Genomic DNA, 16,728 nt, shown 5'->3' on the forward strand with positions numbered 1-16,728 from the left:
CGTGTTAAACTCTTTCCATCATTCGTTGACACGTTTTACCCACGCCCATTGTACTGCACAACGCTATACACGGCAAGTTCTTGTGGATAGTCCTCTCAACACGATAAACGAGAACAATTTTGGCTCCGCCGCCGGACCGGAGATGGCCCGAGCGGCGGCAGTCTATGTTCGTCAATCTCGAACCAGGGGACTCACGTATAGTTCCTGTCAGAACCAAGCCGATTTGTGCCAATCGCTAGCGTTACAGAGGGGATGGACGGTAACGACGGTGTACTCCGACGAGGGTCAGTCCAGCGAAACCTTGGATCGACCAGAGCTTTCGCGGTTGCTTGACGCGATCAAGACTGGGCAAGTGGAGCGTTTGATCGTGTATAGCGCTGACCGGTTATCGCGACGATTGATCGACTTCCTGCGTTTGCTGGAATTGTTTGACGAGCACAACGTCGAATTGACTGTCGTCAACGATCCAAACTACAGCGACACCGCTGTTGGCCGACTGATGACGAACATCGTGGCCGCCGCTAGCGAGTTTCAGCAAGACCTAACTCGCGATCGGATGGCCGACATGCGAGCGGCATATAAACGTCATGGCAAACGTGTGGCCGGGCGAGTGCCGTTTGGATATCAGGCTGACCCGGTGACCAAACAGCTTGTCGTTGATCCGGAGCAGTTCGTTGTGGTCAGGGACTTCTTTGAGTTGGCATCGAAAGGAGGTCGGCCGAGCGATCTAGCGAGTCTTGCTAACCTGAGCGAGTGGCGAGATCACAACGGGGAGACCGGCAGGTGGACCGCGCGGCGAATTTTGAAGCTGCTAAAGAACCGCGTCTATGTTGGCGAGATTCTCAATGGAGACTCAACATTACCAGGTGAGCATGAGGCTATCGTTACCGTGAGTACGTTCGATGCGGTTCAGGATCAATTGATTCGTCGTCGGACTCGTGAGAGCAATCACGGAGAACGTCAGTTAAGTGGCACTCGCAGCTTTGCGAACTTGTTGGGTAAGTTGTTTTGTGGGCAATGCAATCGACCGATGAGTACGAGCGTTTCGCACCGTGGTCCGATTCGATACCTCTACTATCGCTGTCGCGCGCATGCTGGAGGCAGGCCACCGTGCACCGGCGTCAACATCAGCGTGTATGAATTAGAACAATACGTGGGTAGCGTGTTGGCTAATGTTGAAGACGCCGACTCAGAACTTCCAAGGGAGTTTCGGAAGCATTGGAACCAACTTGATGAACGACAGCGTCAGCTCGGTCTGGCGCAAGTCATTCATCGCGTTGTTTACGATCACGAGCCCGGTGAGATCACGATCGAGATGAAAGAAATCGACGTTGAATCATTTGCTGCGGGCGGCGCCGAGCCGACCGACGGAAGCCAGATTTAGAGAGTCTCTACGGCGGTGGGATTCATATAAGCCGAAGGTCCTAGAGACAAGAGAGTGTCGAGACTTTTGGTCGGAGTGGCGGCCAAAGGCGTTCACCACTCGAATCGGAGACTCTCTAACGGTGAGACGGCCAGAGACGCCAAGACCCGGGACGGGATGATTTGAATCGCCAAAACGGGGCGTAAATAACGAAAAAAGGCCGGCGTCGATCGTGATGATCAACGCCGGCCAATCTCTGTACTCGGCGGTCGCACTGAACATGCGAACACTAAAAAGTTGTGGGGATCAAGCGGTAATCAAACGCGATCGTAGAATGGCTTCTTGGGTCATGCAATGGGGCGTAATTACCTGCGAAATTCTTTGAGAATTGTTTTGGTTTGCTGCGCAGCGTGGTTCATTGGTGGGGGTGTGGTTGGCGTTTTGGATGACTTCCATTCTTCGGCGCACAGGAGACGGAAATCGCGGCATAGGTTACCTGGCTGGGCCGTTTGGTCTGGCTCGGTAACTTCGATGCTCGTTTCCAAACGGTGACTCTATTTCTCCTTCTTTGAATGACTCGGCACTCTCGCCGGGCGAGCGGCGGCGACAACTGGCCGCCGTGCTGGCGCGGGGCGTTTTGCGGTGGCGTTTACGCAATCCGTCGCCTGTTTCGAAAAGTTCTGCGAACTCTTTACCCACTCGGCTTGAGTTCTGTCCCGACTCACCGCTCTCTGTTCCAAACGGTCTCTCGGATGGTCCGAAAGACGATCGAAGAACAGACAACGATTCGGTGGAGAACTGAATGAGCAAAACAAACGACGAACAAGTTGCCGCCATCCTCGCCCGCGGCGTCGCCCGAGTTCGAGCGATGGATGCAGCTGGCGAAACCACGGCCGATGGCGAACAAGCCCATCCTGCGACCATCGACAACAAGGCGTCAAGTGAGCAGCAAGGCAATACAAAGCCGGAGGCAACGCGATGAAACCAGAAACACGATTGGAGATCGCGGCACTCCACGACTTGACGATTGACCAACTGATCGCGAAGTACGAGGACGTGTTCGATGAGGAGTGTCGAAGTCGGCATCGGCGATACCTGCTGCGGCGGATCGCATGGCGATTGCAGGTCAATGACGAAGGCGGACTGAGCGTCGAAGCGCGACAGCGGGCCAGGCAGTTGGCGATGAACGCAGACGTCCGCGTAACCGCGCCAAGGCCGGAAGCGTTGAAGACCCTGCGCCGCGTGCCGCCGCAGGAGGACGGTTACACAGATTGGGATCCGCGCCTGCCGCCTCCTGGCAACTATGTCGAACGTTTGCACAAAGGGCGGATGGTCCGCGTCTTGGTGCTGACAGATGGGTTTGAATTCGAGGGCAAGCGGTTTCGGTCGCTCACGGCGATCGCGAAAGAGGTGTCCGGATGCAGCTACAACGGGTTCGTGTTCTTTCGCTTGGGGAGGAAACCAGAATGAGTGAAGCAACCAACAACAAACCGGCGACGATTCGCTGTGCCATTTACACACGCAAATCGCATGAAGAAGGCTTGCAACAGGAATTCAACTCGCTCGATTCGCAGCGAGATGCGGCCGAGAACTACATCGCCAGCCAATCACAAGAAGGCTGGGTGGCGCTGCCCAATCGCTACGACGATGGCGGGTACTCGGGAAGCAATCTCAAACGGCCGGCGATGGCTCGCTTGTTGGCCGACATCGAGGCCGGCGAGATTGACTGCGTTGTCGTCTACAAAGTTGACCGGCTCAGCCGATCGCTGCTCGACTTCTCGCGAATCATGGGCACGTTCGACGAACAGAATGTCTCGTTCGTCAGCGTGACTCAGCACTTCAACACGACCCATTCGATGGGGCGATTGACGTTGAACATCCTGCTTTCTTTTGCCCAATTCGAGCGAGAGATCATTGGCGAGCGGATTCGGGACAAGATTGCGGGCCAGCGGCGGCGTGGCAAATGGGCCGGCGGCATTCCCGTTTTAGGCTACGACGTCGACCGCACTGGGCCGAGTCCGAAGTTGGTCATCAACCCCGACGAAGCCGTTCACGTACGACGAATCTTTGCGATGTATTTGGAAATGCAGTCGCTGTTGCCGGTCGTCGAGGAACTGGAGCGACTGCGATGGTTCAATAAATCATGGCGAACACGTAGCGGAAAAGCACGCGGCGGTTACTTGTTTGACAAATCATCGGTCCACTCGCTGCTGACCAATCCGCTCTACAACGGCCGAATCAAACACAAGGAAGAAACGTTCAAGGGTGAGCATCAGGCCATCGTTGATAGGAAGGTCTTCGATGCGGTGCAAACGTTGTTGCGAAGCAACAATCGCGGCAAGGGGAAGCGTATCGCGAACAAATATGACGCGCTGCTGCGTGGTTTGTTGGTCTGTCCGCAGTGCCAGAAGGCGATGGTCCACAACGTGGCTCGTCGAGATTCGCGAGTGTACCGATACTACACCTGTCAAACAGCGATCAAACGTGGTTACAAGAATTGCAATTTTCCGACACTGCCGGCTGCGGAGATGGAGGAAGCGGTAGTCGACCACATTCGATGCATCGCTTCGGACGCAGAGCTGCGCCGAGACGTATTGCAGCAATCGCAAGCACAAAGCGAGTCGGAGTTGGAAGGCTTGGCCGCGCAGGAACGATCGTTGATCGCACGTCTGACGCGTTGCCAAGAGGAGATCGAGCGGATGGCCACCGATTCATCCACGACCAGTGTCGCGACCGATCGATTGGCGACACTTCACGAACAGATCGCCCAAGTCGAACGAACGCTCGCGACGGTGCGCAGCGATGCTGAATCGCTTCGCGAACAACACTTCAGCGAACTCGACATCAACGCCGCTTTCGCTGACTTCGACAACGTATGGAAAGCGTTGACGACGACGGAACAAATCCAGGTGTTGAATTTGCTGGTCGAACGAGTCCAGTTCGATGCCGAAGACAGCACCATCGCGATCACGCTGCATCCGTCCGGTATCAAGTCGCTGACGCAAACGATGAACCCCGAACCCGACTCCAACAAGGCAACTAGATGACCACCATCAAACGCAAAGTCGCCGTCACGCTGAAGGCGCGTAGTCGTCGCACTATCAAACCCATCGGGGATGACGAAGCCGAAGCCAAGCCGCAACGCCGTGGCAAGATCCCGCGCGTGTCGAGGCTGATGGCGCTGGCGATTCAGTTCGACGAAATGATCCGCAGCGGCGAAGCCAAAGACGCAACCGAGCTGGCAATTCTTTACGACGTCACCCAGCCCCGCATGTCCCAGATCCGAGCCCTCTCGCTGCTCGCCCCTGACATCCAGGAAGCTCTGCTCAACCTCCCGCTAGAAACCACCGGCCGCAGCCACATTCACGAAAAGATACTGCGACCGGTCTGCAGCGAAATCGACTTCGACCGCCAGCGAGAGATTTGGATCGAAATTGCAGCGGTATAGTCACGCTCGGGGCCAACATCAGTCATTGCTTGGTGCCGAGCGGCTAAGCGCCGATTCAAAAGCGTCAAAGTCACGCAGGTCTACGGCAATAGTAGTCGGCTGATCCTTATCGGATGATTCATCGCCGGACAGCTCTTTGATTGCGTCTTTAGCAATAGCTTGCCCAAGATGCCGGTAGGCCTCAAACTGTCCGATGTCGAAAAATTGATCGGCGGTGGATTGGTGGGGAAACTCTTCGTTGCGATCGCGGTACTCGCGAATCAGGACTTCTTCATTCCCAATAAACGATGATTTGAGATAAAGGAGGAAACCGGTCCGAGATTTCTCATCACCGTCACCGGGGTAGATGATTCGGCCGATGGCGAAGTGCGACTTGCAAACCTTGGGCTGACCTTTTTCTTCTGGTTTGACGAGACGAATCTTGTCAACGTTGATGTCAATGATAGTATCCAACTCGAGCTTCGATAGCCTCACCAGCGTGGCTAGCCCGTTGAAGCTGTGATGAGGGTCGGCCTCACTGTCGCCCACGATGACGATCTTGCAGCGTCGTCGAAGCAGTTCAATTGCGGCGAGGTTCTCGATGTGACCACCATCGGACACGTTTACCCAGTCGCTTTTGTCGTGCAAGCAACTGACCAATTCACGACCGAAGTTCAATACCGGCAAGCGGTGCCGTCCGACGGGCTTCTCGTTGGCTTGGATCACCGTCTGTTTGTCGATTTCCTGTTCTGCGTTTTCTTTGATCGCGATAAGACCCTCCGTTAGCAATGTCTCATCGGCCGGGAAATGACGCATCAGTGTGGCGATCGCGGATCCGGTGTAACCACCACCAGACACGGTGGAAAGGTAATCCACATGGGCGAAGATGCCTTCGCGATGTAGGACTTGTGCGATCCCGAGATTGATGGACGCCGAGCGAATTCCACCACCGGAAAACCCAAGGCCAACCAATTTCGCCGTCAGCAGGTCGCTCTGATTTTCTGGTAGCGCCAATCGTAGATCGCCTTGAGCGTAGACCGCGTGACGTCGTGGGAAGACCTGAGTTCGCAGCTCCATCCAGACAATATCGTCAAAACTTAGAGTGTCTTTTTGCAACAGCCTCGGATTTGGTACCCAGTAGCCGAGCCGGATGTTCAACAGTCCCATCAGCATCGTTAGCAATCCGTTGGTGTTGCGTCCCATGTTGGGAGCCGCAGCCGCAGCAGATATTGCCATTGCCGTCGCTAGCGTAATTTGCGGGTAGGCCGCTTGAATCGCCTTGGTCGTGATGTAGCCGGTTTGCTTGCTACCGCCGAACAATTTGGAGAAGACGAAAAATTCACTGCGTCGATCCCGCAGATTTAGGTGACCGCTCGCCTGCATGTTCATCCCTGTGTTGATCAACAAGTACGGCGCGCGAGAACCAGGTGGGCTGAGGTCCGTAAGTAAGACATCGCTGTCGTTGCGAATCGTTCCTTCGTCGTCACGGAGCAGAAACGCTTGAGCCAAGTGATCGCGGTAGAATCCGTTGATCGACGTTGAATTGACATCCGTAAAAAATGCAAAGACACCGAGGACGCCGGCGAGGAACAGATAGATACTTGCCTTGAGCGAGGCCGATTGCGCGGCTAGATCGCGCCGAATGTTCTCGAATTCGTACAAATCCCCCTCTTTGCCAGCGGCAATGTTCATCACGAGCTGATCGGCGGGCAGCAACGCCGGCCTGTCTGTGTCACTTGGGATGAACTTCATCATCGCGATATTGATCAATTCGGAGACGTCGAAAGCTGATGCGACACGCGTCGAATATTGCTGTTTTTGTACTGCTTCGATTGCGTTGGGGTCGACCACAGGAACGGAAAGGTCGGCTAAATTTCCGAGTGCCCGCTCTCGCTCAGATTTCTTGCCATTGATTACGACTTGCACCAACAATCTGCGAAGATAGCCAGGCACTTTGGACGCAGGATCAGCAGTCGGTGATTCGTCCTTCGACTCCTTTCTAAGTTCTGCAGCAACATCATCCAGCATCGCGGACACGTCACCCGTAATGCGTGACCGTCGCACCCGCTCGAAGCCAACGGAGTCTGCGACAATGTCTTCCGCTAAGCCATTAACTACTGGAATGGCATCATCCTGGGGAAGTTTATTCGATTCGTCGCTTAGATAACGAGCCAACAATCCCTCTTTGATTGGCTCCGCAAATTCCTCGAGTTCTGCTGACTCCGGGATCAGAGTTAAGCTGCCTTTCGCTGACGATGTTTTGCGTTCTGCAATTCCAAGTTTGGGAACCACAGCGCCGGTAAGTTTCGCAAACTCGGTCTGGTGTAGCGCGGTGACGTGAACTTGTTGAAGACCTTCTAGTGCTTTCTTGGCACGCGTATCAGCGACAGCATCTTTGAGGCTCGCGGCGTTGTCGCCCTTCAAGATCAACGCTTGATTCTGAACGATCGCTCGAACGACCGCCGCCAAGCAATCTTCCTGCGTAGACTTCGACAATTCATCGGGTTTCTTGGAGACGCCGCCATCGCTGCGGAATTGGGCCAAACGCACCAGTCCGATACGATCCAGTTGTGCCATCGTTTGGCGGAATTTTGCCATCTCCAGTGGATCCATATCCACAAACGAGTAACCATCTACGACGAAATGATGCGCCATTGAGAAGTAAGTTTTCGTAAACTCAGTTAGTTCGTACAGATGTGCGTCCGCGGCATTTTCCTCATCGTCTGAACCAATTTGTTGCGTAGCATCCCCTGCGTACTTCTCTCCGTCCGACTTTTTCGGATGATACGAATTTCGTTCATCGACCTCCAACTGTTCGGGCGGCTGTGTTTCAACGTAACCGTTGAGGCCTTGAAGCTAGTTCTTCAAATGAGCAATTCGTTTTGCATGCCTGGGCGTCAACTGCGAATCATCGAATGTCTTATCGACGATCAACGCAAGCGGACGGGATAGTTTGCCTATGCTCGTCGTCACGCCATGGATTCGTGGACCGAAACCGTTGTCGCTGCTGATGACGTAGAAGAGCACGAATGGCAAAACGCAGAAAAGCAAGAAGACGACCAAACTTGACGATCCCAATCCTTGCCAGGCACGCACAAGTTTGATGGCAACGAAGACCCCCAACACAGCCAAGGTGAAAACTAAAATGGTTGATTCTGGTGTCCGTGAGAACCAAAACGTCATTGCCGGCAACGGCCCCAGCACATTGCCGTAGACGAAGAAGTAGGTCAGCCCGACTAGTGTGGAAAATAGAAAGCCAACGCCGAGCAGACCAAAGACAACAGCCGCAAGCTGTTTCTGGACCCCGGACGACAATGGAACGGCCCGCTGCGCCGCCACAATTGCACCGAAGCCGCCGGTTGAGAAGGTGATTGCCTTAGTCCAAGTCCAATCGAAACCGTGAACGTGCTCTCGCAGTAACTCAACGGACAAGGGAACCGTCATTGATACTAGCCCGATCAAAAGTCCAAGTATCAGCCATCCGCCGCACCTCGCCAGACGGGCTTTGTTGGGCTTGCCAAAGATCCACCACGAAGGTTGACATTGTTCGCGATCGATGAAAATCGCGAACGCCGAAACAACGGTTGCTACCGTGAAGATCAAGCAATAGGGACGCGCCAAATTCGCGAAGTGAGACCATCCATACGCAAGAGACGCGAGCAATAATACTGGTGAGAGGCACAAGAAATTCTTGAGCGTTCCCCACGCATAGCTTCCCATGCTCGCCAACTGATCAGCGATGCCGCCAGCGGTCAAATAGCTGGAGTGATCTCGAACCCAAGCCAGGAATCCATTGGTCTTGCCTGGGCCTACTTCCTGGAACGGGAATTCACCCCTTTTAGGTTGTTCTGTATTGCTCATGTGCTGACGTACTTGGGTGATAATCTATGGTGAAAACCAGAACATGGGCGGTGCGCCAGTGTGGGCTTGGACGTAGTCGCTTGCCGCCGCGAAAACGTCGCTGACTTGGTCGTTCATCTTGCTGGCGCTGATGCCTGGTTGTACAAGGCAAATGCGGAAGTCAAATCTCTTTCGTTCGGCGGCGCGCATGATGCGTTCGAGCTTGGGTGTCGATCCGGTGATGAATTTCGAGTTCCCTGACGTGCGCGAAACCAATTTTTGAGAAAGCATCGCGGGGTGGCGTCCGTAGTGCAGGCACTTCACGATTTGGCCGGCAATCTCGTATGCGTCGTCGACTCGGCAACCTGCCTTAGGCGAACCTGACGCCTTACAATGAGCCAAACGACAAGTCACCACATCATCGGCTTCGCTGATCGCGACATAGTCAGCAACTTCGCCCGACCTGTGATCGTAAATCAACACGTCGGCTTTCATCGCCTTGAATTCTTGTTCTGTAAAGTCGTGAACGGAAAGCCGATTTCCCGTCGTCGGACCAAACTCCGTCGCGATGTCGACGTCCGTCTCAAACCTGCTTTGGACTTGAATCAGGTTTCGATCGAGCCGGATCGTGCTCTGGCGTTTGAAGAAGCGATTGCCCACCACCTGCGAGAAATCAGCCAAGAACACGGCTGGATTCTCAACCTGGAAGTATCGAGCCAATGTGCCTTCACCCATGGAGCTTTCCATCCGACAAACTGGTCCCAAAATCTGGGTGCAAGCTGCGGAGTGATTAAGATCGAACCCGAACGTCGCGATGATGTTCGCATCCTCGACAAGGTTCAATTCGTACGCATGCTCTCCGGTGGGGTCCGAAGTGACCTCCAGATCAAACTCGGTCAGGTCGCGTTCGGCAGGATCGTTGCCAATTCGTATCGTTCGCATGTTCGTGAAGACGTCCATCGGCCACGTTGCAGCAACGACTGGTTTTGGCAGTTCCGTGATCGTTTTCCCGGTAGTGAGCTGATCAATCCGCGACCCAGTAACAACCGGGCGTGCATCTTCGATTTCCTTTGCCAACCGTTCACACCACTGGATGAATTCCGGAATCAATGCATACCGATTGCTCCATGCTTTCGAGGATGCCGTCACCCCGAGCGTCTCTTTCTGTGAACCGTTTTCGCGTGATTCACCGCCGCCGAACAAGTGTCCGCGAAACCGCGACGAAATATCGGTTTGATTGACATTTCGATCCGCTGACGAACCGGTCATGGTCCGATAGCTCTCGTCTTGCGAACCCGGTGCTCCGTTGCGAAGTCCGACATTGTAAAACTTCGGATATTGAATCATCCGCCATGCGCGGCTCGCCATGTCGTGATCCAATGGAAGGGCGACAACGTCTTCGTCGTACATGCTCTCAATGATGCGGTCATACACCTCGTTGGAATGCTCAACCGAATTGATGAATAGCAGTCCGGACTTCTGATGGTAGTGAACGAGGTAGAACAAATTCTTACGGTCGACCAACGCTTCGACTTCCAGCCACTTGGGCTTCGTCTGCCGCTGATAGACAACAATGCGTGAGTTCAAGACTTGCGATGTCGAGTCAAGAAGGAGTTCGCAATCGCGTGGCACCATCGGAGCTGAATCGAAATCAGGCGGCTCCTTCACTTTCAGGATCTTCGTATGAAAGTACGGACGAATCGCATCAACGGTCAGGTCAACTTCCTCAAGCGACTTTCGTTGATCATCTTCAAACGAAGCCAAGCCTTCGCGAATCGCCTGTTCTTGTTCGATCCGAGCATCCGAGAGGTTGGCGACAAGCTCTTCCCAACTGGCACCGAACTGGTAGAGCAATTGCACTTCATCGTTAATCTCCTGCGGAACAGCGAAAAACTTTGCTGTTCCAATGCCATCGGCGTTGGTGCGTGCGAAGCGGCCGATGAACTGAAGTGTGACGGCGAGTGACTTGTGTGGCGAGTGTAGCGCAGCAAGTTTGAGACGGGGGAAATCGACGCCTTCCGCGAACATATCAACGCAGACGATGCCGTCGAGGTCGCCGCCGTTGAGGTGCTTGATGACACGTTGAACGTGCGATAAAGAATGATCGCCTGTGACCAATTGCAACCGCAGCTTAGTCTTGTCGGAATAGAGCTTGGCGAGTTCTTTTCCTCGAGCCTTGCTATCCGTGCGGACCATGACACGATGGTCGAGGCCGGCTTTTCGATCGGATAGAAAAGCGTCTTCAATGCTCTTTGCGATGGCGATGTCAGCGCTCTGGCCTTCCCTAGGATTGCACGGCACGAACTGCACCTCGCCGTAGGTGCCGTCGTCAATGGCTTGCTTCAGGCTGTAGTTGTAGACGATGCGGCCTGGCAGTCGTTTGCGGTCCCGCCGAAATGGCGTCGCTGTGAATAGCGCCTTCCTCGCGTTAGGAAAAGCGTTCATCAATGCTGCGTAGGAGGTGGCTGGTGTGTGATGGGCTTCATCAACTAGCACCAAGTCAAAGAGTTGTTCAGGCGGCTGAGCAATCTCTTCGATCGACGGCGATGCACTCATCGGAGTCGTGACTACAACGTCAGACTTTTTAAGGGCATTCCAGTCAGCCAGCGTTCGCAGGTGCCCGTCCACGACATGGACACTTGGGCATCCGAGACTGCTTGGCAGAATCCCAAGCGATTTCAACAGGCCAAGTTTGCGAAATCCGTCTGCGATCTGCTCTCGCACGAGCTTAGATGGAGTGATCACGAGCGTGCGTCGAGCTTGCCAAAGGTAGGGAGTCACCTGCAAAACCGCAGTTTTACCTGTGCCGGTTGGCAGCACTATGACTGCTTCGTCATTCGCATTGGTTGCGTGCGAAATCAGGGCGGCGGACGCACCAAGTTGGGAATTCCGAAACCCGTCGTAATCGGCAGGCAGAAGATCAACCTTCCGTGCATTTTTCTGAAAATAACTCGGCATTCCGTTCGAGTCCAAGATCCTAAATTGTTGAGTTCACCACAGCGGACGGTGATTTGCTTGCATTGTATGCGACTGTGGAAAAGTTGCCTAAGTCCTTATGGTTTTGGACTTTGGAAATGCTTCCAAAACGGATGTGGTTTGCTCGACAGTGACCAAACGTGTCACGAGCGTCGGCTTCAATAATCCGGACTGACGGGTTTGCTAGCAAGAATCTGAATCGGGGGATTGTCTGGGTTTGGGGACACGGGATATTATGATTGCAGTGTTTAGTTCACGCTACACATCGAGTGCCGGCGGATCGTGTTTTGGCCGGTTTCCGAGGGAGAAAGTGGTTGATGGAGATTGCCATGCTTTGGATGCAGTGGATTTCGGGCGACGATTCGGCGGGGAGGCCTGCGCGATGAAAAAGGCTCGTGGTGCGAAGTCGTTTGGCGCGGTGCTGCGTGAGAAACGAATGGCGAAGAAGATCACGCTGCGCAAGTTCGCGGAGATGATCGGCGTGTCGGCAACTTATCTGTCGCAGGTCGAACAGGATCACTTCGCGCCGCCGACGGCGGATCGTGTCACGAAGATCGCCGAGCTGCTGGGCGAGGATTCCGACGAATGGATTCGCTTGGCCGATCGCGTGCCAGATGACGTGGATGTCATGGTCCGGCAACACCCCAAGGATATGCCCGAGCTGATGCGGTTGGCGACTGGGCTTTCACCCAAACAATTTGAAGCCATCAAAGAACAAATTCGCAAAATGAAAAAGCGGGGGAAGTGACGATGGTCGTTGATTTGTTGGCACAGGGAATCGAAGTGCCGCCGCTGTCGTCTCGCCAGATCGCTGCCGAGGCCGACGCGGTGCTGGCGGAGTACGCAATGCGATTCGGGCCGATCACGAAACCTCCCATCGAAATCGAAGATGTCGCGACGTCCGTGTTGCCGCTGACGTTCGGGTTCTCGGATCTCCAGAGCCAGCTTGGCGGTCGCGTTCACGGTGCGATTTGGTTCTCACGGCAACACATACTTATCGACGACGCACTGAATCCAGATCGCTTTCCTGATCTTCTCGGTCGCTATCACTTCACACTCGCCCATGAAATCGCACACTGGCAGTTGCACCGGTTCTTGTTCTTGGATGAAGACGGGCATGCGGTGCTGTATGGTGACGGTGAAATGCCGGACGTGATTTGTCGCAAGGATCACGCTCGTCCGTTGATCGAACGACAAGCCGATGAGTTCGCCGGTTGCTTGCTGATGCCGGAATGGTTGCTGAGGCCGGCGTGGCGTGGATTGACGGGCGGCGATGAGCCGATTTGTGATCGCCAACTTCGAGAGCTTGTACCGCCGGTCGAGCCGATTCGCTTCCTGATTGACGCCGACGGGGTCGAGGTCGAGCCGGATCCGATCCGTTTGATGCGTGAGGTGTTCTGCGAATCGCTTGCTGACCAATTCGCCGTATCGGACGAGGCGATGCGTATTCAATTGGAGTATCTCGGTCTGTTCGTCACCGAGGGAACGCCGCGGCCCGTTCCATAGTCGCTTCGCTTCGATCGAAGTTTGCGTCGAGTACGTTGTACCGCCTTCCTCCGAAGGCGTTTCTTTTTGTTTCGAGTGTTTAGTGCGTACTGCACGCTGTACTAATCTGGGGAGCTATCCAAATGCCGAAGAGTTTTGATCCGCGGTACGTCCTGCGGCAGGTTTCCAACGAATTGTTGGAAGACTTGCTGGAAGGACAATCGCAAACGGTCGATGTGCCGTGGAGCGAATTGAAAGAAACACAGATCGAACCGATCTTTGCGGCGTGGCAGTCGATGCCCATCGAGCCGCGGCGGGCGATTGAGTTGATTTTGCACGATGTGTTCTCCATGGCGAACGATCATGGCGTGCGAGCGATCATGGAGGAAGCGAATCGCCAGGGGAATACGTCACTGCTGGATGACTTGGCCGGGGACGTGAGCCGATTCGACATTGCGATGCGGACGTGCTTGCAGGCCGATGCGGTGTGGTCAATCGCTTCCCAGTTCGCGAAGGCGGATGAGGTGTCGGGCGGTCGCTATTGGATTCGGCGGATCAACGTCCCCGCAGGCACGCTGAATGTGGATCCCGACAACGTGGTCGTGTTGCAGAACGGGGTCGCTGCGTTCTATCAAGCGGGCCAGGGGCGCGGCCGGCAATGCGTGATCGAATACTTGGTGCGTGCCGATGGTAGTCACTACTTCTTCGCGTATTTGGACGACTACACCAACACGTTCTTAAAAGTCGTCGACTCAGGCCGGTTTGCTCGGGTTTGTGAAACGCATGCGTTTCAGGTTTTGTTTGTGTTGAGTGCGGATCTCACGACTCTGGACATGTTCGTGCATGGAGGAAAACAGGTCTACGAACCGCTGCAGCAGATCTTTACCCGTGTGATTCTGGGCATCGAGTTGCCGCCGGAAGATACAGACCTTCACCCGTACGCGTTGGGTGTCTTGCTCGATCCAAAGTTCTCGTTCCCCACCGATCCGGCGGACGGCATCGTGAGTGTTGAAGTTGTCTCGGCAAACATTCGTGCCAAGGGCGGATCGCAGCGACGGATGGTCTTGAAACCCGATCAACAGCTCGGGCCACGCGACTTCCAGTCGATGATTGACCAATGGGTGAACACGGAGAACGTGCCGCGTTCGATCATGCATTTGTATGGCGTGACGCTGCGATTCAATTTCGATCGTAGCGATCCCGACTTGCCTCCAAAGATGCAGTTTTCAATCTCCTGCCCGAACCGGTGCAGCTTGAAGAATTTGCCAGACGAACAACGTGAAATTGGCGAAAAGTATCTCAAACAATGGGAGATCGACCGTGCAGTCGATAGCGAAGTGGCTGTTCCCGCTGCTTAATCTGCCCTGTCATGCCAATCGTGTAACGCCGGACAACTTGCGGGCTTTCGGCGAGACCGATCCTACGGGCCTTGTTGACGCCGGATTCTTAGTGCCAATGGGGCCAGCGACGCATGTGCAAGCCATCAATGGATGCGGGTGTGGGGTGCATGAGGTAGTGCGAATCGGTCGCGGACCGCGTGCCCGTTTCATGACGTCGTGTGTGATTGATGGTGTGGAAGAGATCCAGCGGGATCGGCTTCGGCAGTGGTTCGTCAACGATCTGCAAGTCGGGGACGAACTTGCAACTGCGATCAAATCGGACAGCAAATGCCGGGCAATCGTAATTGATGGAGCGTGGCTGATCGGCGAATTGATCGTCGCCGGCGCGCGTCTGGAGATCGTTTTGGCCAGGGAATCCGATGTCGATCGCATTGCCGAGTGCATCGTTCCATCGCGAGCGATCGTCGTTGTTGCGGATTCAGTTCAGCGGAACTGGGATCAATTTGCTGGCGTCGTGAAATTGTCGGATGCGTTTTCGTTTGCTGGACCGAAGCCGGTTTTTCAGGCCGACCGTGTGCGTTCGATGGTCCGTTGGGAGGATGGGACTGACGGTAACGTGTTCCTTTGCAAGGGCGAGTTTTGGGAACTGCGTCACGAAGGCAAGGTTGCCCATTTGAAAGATTCGGTCGGCATGGGCTATCTCGCTCGCTTGTTGGCGCAGCCGAATCGAGTGATTCCTGCGGTGACGTTGTTGGCATCGCGATTGGGGATTGATCCACTGCAACTCTCTGGCTCCAGCGGTGAAGTGATCGACGAGCAGGCACGGGAAGACTACCGCGGCCGGTACTTGATGCTGCTGGATGACATGCGCTTGGCGGAGGCGAATCACGATCGGGCGACGATGGAGCGAATTCAGCTCGAACAAGATGCGTTGACAACGGAATTGTCGGCGGCATTTGGCAAGGACGGTCGCGGGCGAGTGAAGTCGGACGCTGAGAAGGTTCGCAAGTCCGTGTCGATGGCAGTGACGCGGGCAATCGAAAAGATCACCATGCATCACGCTTCGCTGGGCCGGTACCTCGATGCGTCGATGGAGTTGGGTGGAACGATGGTCTATCGACAGCACGAACCGATGGACTGGCTCGTGTGATTTTCTTCGGTCGGCGAGTTGCCACACGGTTTGTGGCATCGCGACATGAGTTGTGGCGGCACGTCTTCGCTGTGAGGACGTGACGAACGAACCTCGCCGGCCGTCTGCGTTCTTTTCGTGACATAACTTGTCGCGACGCAGCTTCATTGCGGTCCGTGCGAATCGCTCGCATCACGGGATGCCTCCAGCCGGAGACAACCATGAGTGCGAATACTCAAGCGGACGGCAAACGGCTCGGCGAAGAGATTCTCAACGATTTCGCAATGAAGACGGCGAGGATCAAGGCCGAGCAACTCCATCGGCGACCAGAATTCAGCGACTGCGACGCGGAGGACATTGGCCAAGAGTTGCTGATGTACTTGATCCAAAAGGCCGACAGCTACGACCCCGCTCGATCGAAGTTGAACACGTTCATCAATCGAGTCATCAACTCGGGCGTGCGTGAATTGTTGCGATCAAAGAAACGCCACAAACGGCATCCCTTCGGCGACGGCGTGCAAATGCAATCATTTGAAACGCCCGTCGACACCGTGGATGAAACCTTCGCGACGCTGGGCGGCGAGATTTGTGACGAGGACCAGGGCCGGCGAATGCAATCGTCTCACAGCGATCCCTTCGACGCGATCGACGAAGCGGATGCGTTGGAGGTTGCGATGCAGAAGATGCCCACGGAATTGCGGCAGGTCTGCGAGCACCTGCGATGTCATTCCATGAGCAGCACGATGGAGAAGTTTGGTCTGCCGCGTCGGCGGTTCAACGCGATGCGCGTGGAGATCGCCGAGCACTTGAAGAAGTACGGCGTGACCAATTTCTAAGTTTGGCGTGCAAGGCGACCAAATCACGGCATAGGTAACCAGGGGCGGCCAACGGGTCGTCGGAACATCAAACCTCCCACCCACCGGGTTAGCGAATGAGTGAATTGGACATCGAACGCCGCGTGGCCCTTTCATTGGCGGTCGGCCGTTACCTGCGATCGGCCGACCGCTTCAACCAAGCGTCGCGAGATTTTACCGGAGCGTGCAAGTCGCTCCGCAAGCAATTGGGCACCAACCAACGTTTCGTCGCCCAGATTGATTTCAAGCACTACCTCGTGACCAGTGATCGCGACGGCAACTTCGATGTCGAAGCGATCCCAACTCTGTAATTC

The 16,728-nt window shown here is 54.9% G+C and carries 14 protein-coding genes; 11 read left to right on the plus strand and 3 right to left on the minus strand.

Going from position 1 to position 16,728, the window contains the following annotated elements:
- Positions 1 to 82 precede the first annotated feature (82 nt).
- The 5 genes from CA13_RS09080 to CA13_RS09100 all read left to right on the plus strand — a co-directional run bounded on the left by CA13_RS09080 (position 83) and on the right by CA13_RS09100 (position 4,811).
- A complete protein-coding gene (locus CA13_RS09080; protein ID WP_146395690.1) occupies positions 83 to 1,384 on the plus strand; it encodes a recombinase family protein in 1,302 nt (433 codons plus the stop codon).
- Positions 1,385 to 2,165: 781 nt separating this feature from the next.
- Positions 2,166 to 2,345, plus strand: coding sequence for a hypothetical protein (locus CA13_RS09085; RefSeq protein ID WP_146395691.1), 180 nt, complete (start codon positions 2,166 to 2,168; stop codon positions 2,343 to 2,345).
- Positions 2,342 to 2,833 carry a DUF2924 domain-containing protein gene (locus CA13_RS09090; RefSeq protein ID WP_146395693.1) on the plus strand — a complete coding sequence of 164 codons (492 nt, stop codon included), beginning with the start codon at positions 2,342 to 2,344 and terminating at the stop codon, positions 2,831 to 2,833. The genes CA13_RS09085 and CA13_RS09090 overlap by 4 nt, the downstream gene beginning before the upstream one ends.
- Positions 2,830 to 4,410, plus strand: coding sequence for a recombinase family protein (locus tag CA13_RS09095; protein ID WP_146395695.1), 1,581 nt, complete (start codon positions 2,830 to 2,832; stop codon positions 4,408 to 4,410). The genes CA13_RS09090 and CA13_RS09095 overlap by 4 nt, the downstream gene beginning before the upstream one ends.
- The gene (locus CA13_RS09100) at positions 4,407 to 4,811 is read left to right on the plus strand and encodes a hypothetical protein (protein ID WP_419194116.1); all 405 of its coding nucleotides are present in this window, start codon (positions 4,407 to 4,409) and stop codon (positions 4,809 to 4,811) included. Before CA13_RS09095 ends, CA13_RS09100 begins: the two co-directional genes overlap by 4 nt.
- Before the next feature lie 18 nt (positions 4,812 to 4,829).
- Here the strand turns inward: CA13_RS09100 and CA13_RS34955 are convergent, their stop codons facing one another.
- The 3 genes from CA13_RS34955 to CA13_RS09115 form a co-directional block, all read right to left on the minus strand.
- Positions 4,830 to 7,445, minus strand: coding sequence for a patatin-like phospholipase domain-containing protein (locus CA13_RS34955; protein ID WP_419194117.1), 2,616 nt, complete (start codon positions 7,443 to 7,445; stop codon positions 4,830 to 4,832).
- Positions 7,446 to 7,646: 201 nt separating this feature from the next.
- Entirely contained in the window at positions 7,647 to 8,651 is a 1,005-nt protein-coding gene (locus CA13_RS09110) for a hypothetical protein (protein WP_146395696.1), read from the minus strand.
- 24 nt (positions 8,652 to 8,675) lie between these two features.
- Positions 8,676 to 11,588, minus strand: a complete 2,913-nt coding sequence (locus CA13_RS09115) for a DEAD/DEAH box helicase (RefSeq protein ID WP_146395698.1) — start codon at positions 11,586 to 11,588, stop codon at positions 8,676 to 8,678.
- A 361-nt stretch (positions 11,589 to 11,949) separates the two neighbouring features.
- Here CA13_RS09115 and CA13_RS09120 point away from each other — a divergent pair, with 361 nt between their 5' ends.
- From CA13_RS09120 to CA13_RS09145, 6 genes are all read left to right on the plus strand, one after another.
- A complete protein-coding gene (locus tag CA13_RS09120; RefSeq protein ID WP_419195100.1) occupies positions 11,950 to 12,354 on the plus strand; it encodes a helix-turn-helix domain-containing protein in 405 nt (134 codons plus the stop codon).
- 2 nt (positions 12,355 to 12,356) lie between these two features.
- Entirely contained in the window at positions 12,357 to 13,112 is a 756-nt protein-coding gene (locus CA13_RS09125) for an ImmA/IrrE family metallo-endopeptidase (RefSeq protein ID WP_146395700.1), read from the plus strand.
- A gap of 122 nt (positions 13,113 to 13,234) precedes the next feature.
- Positions 13,235 to 14,449 (plus strand): hypothetical protein, encoded by a 1,215-nt coding sequence (locus tag CA13_RS09130; protein WP_146395702.1) that lies wholly within the window; start codon positions 13,235 to 13,237, stop codon positions 14,447 to 14,449.
- Positions 14,412 to 15,581: a hypothetical protein gene (locus CA13_RS09135; RefSeq protein ID WP_146395703.1), complete on the plus strand. Its 1,170-nt coding sequence runs from the start codon at positions 14,412 to 14,414 to the stop codon at positions 15,579 to 15,581. Before CA13_RS09130 ends, CA13_RS09135 begins: the two co-directional genes overlap by 38 nt.
- A 200-nt stretch (positions 15,582 to 15,781) precedes the next feature.
- Entirely contained in the window at positions 15,782 to 16,396 is a 615-nt protein-coding gene (locus CA13_RS09140) for a sigma factor (protein WP_146395705.1), read from the plus strand.
- A gap of 95 nt (positions 16,397 to 16,491) precedes the next feature.
- Positions 16,492 to 16,725, plus strand: a complete 234-nt coding sequence (locus CA13_RS09145; protein ID WP_146395707.1) for a hypothetical protein — start codon at positions 16,492 to 16,494, stop codon at positions 16,723 to 16,725.
- Positions 16,726 to 16,728: the final 3 nt, after the last annotated feature.

Source organism: Novipirellula herctigrandis (assembly GCA_007859835.1).
GTDB classification, from domain to species: domain Bacteria; phylum Planctomycetota; class Planctomycetia; order Pirellulales; family Pirellulaceae; genus Novipirellula_A; species Novipirellula_A herctigrandis.

Coding starts and splice junctions, on each gene's coding strand:
- CA13_RS09100 (WP_419194116.1), top strand. CDS start 4,407: ATGACCACCATCAAACGCAAAGTCGCCGTCACGCTGAAGGCGCGTAGT.
- CA13_RS09090 (WP_146395693.1), top strand. CDS start 2,342: ATGAAACCAGAAACACGATTGGAGATCGCGGCACTCCACGACTTGACG.
- CA13_RS09125 (WP_146395700.1), top strand. CDS start 12,357: ATGGTCGTTGATTTGTTGGCACAGGGAATCGAAGTGCCGCCGCTGTCG.
- CA13_RS09095 (WP_146395695.1), top strand. CDS start 2,830: ATGAGTGAAGCAACCAACAACAAACCGGCGACGATTCGCTGTGCCATT.
- CA13_RS09140 (WP_146395705.1), top strand. CDS start 15,782: ATGAGTGCGAATACTCAAGCGGACGGCAAACGGCTCGGCGAAGAGATT.
- CA13_RS09085 (WP_146395691.1), top strand. CDS start 2,166: ATGAGCAAAACAAACGACGAACAAGTTGCCGCCATCCTCGCCCGCGGC.
- CA13_RS09115 (WP_146395698.1), bottom strand. CDS start 11,588: ATGCCGAGTTATTTTCAGAAAAATGCACGGAAGGTTGATCTTCTGCCT.
- CA13_RS34955 (WP_419194117.1), bottom strand. CDS start 7,445: ATGGCGCATCATTTCGTCGTAGATGGTTACTCGTTTGTGGATATGGAT.
- CA13_RS09130 (WP_146395702.1), top strand. CDS start 13,235: ATGCCGAAGAGTTTTGATCCGCGGTACGTCCTGCGGCAGGTTTCCAAC.
- CA13_RS09110 (WP_146395696.1), bottom strand. CDS start 8,651: ATGAGCAATACAGAACAACCTAAAAGGGGTGAATTCCCGTTCCAGGAA.
- CA13_RS09145 (WP_146395707.1), top strand. CDS start 16,492: ATGAGTGAATTGGACATCGAACGCCGCGTGGCCCTTTCATTGGCGGTC.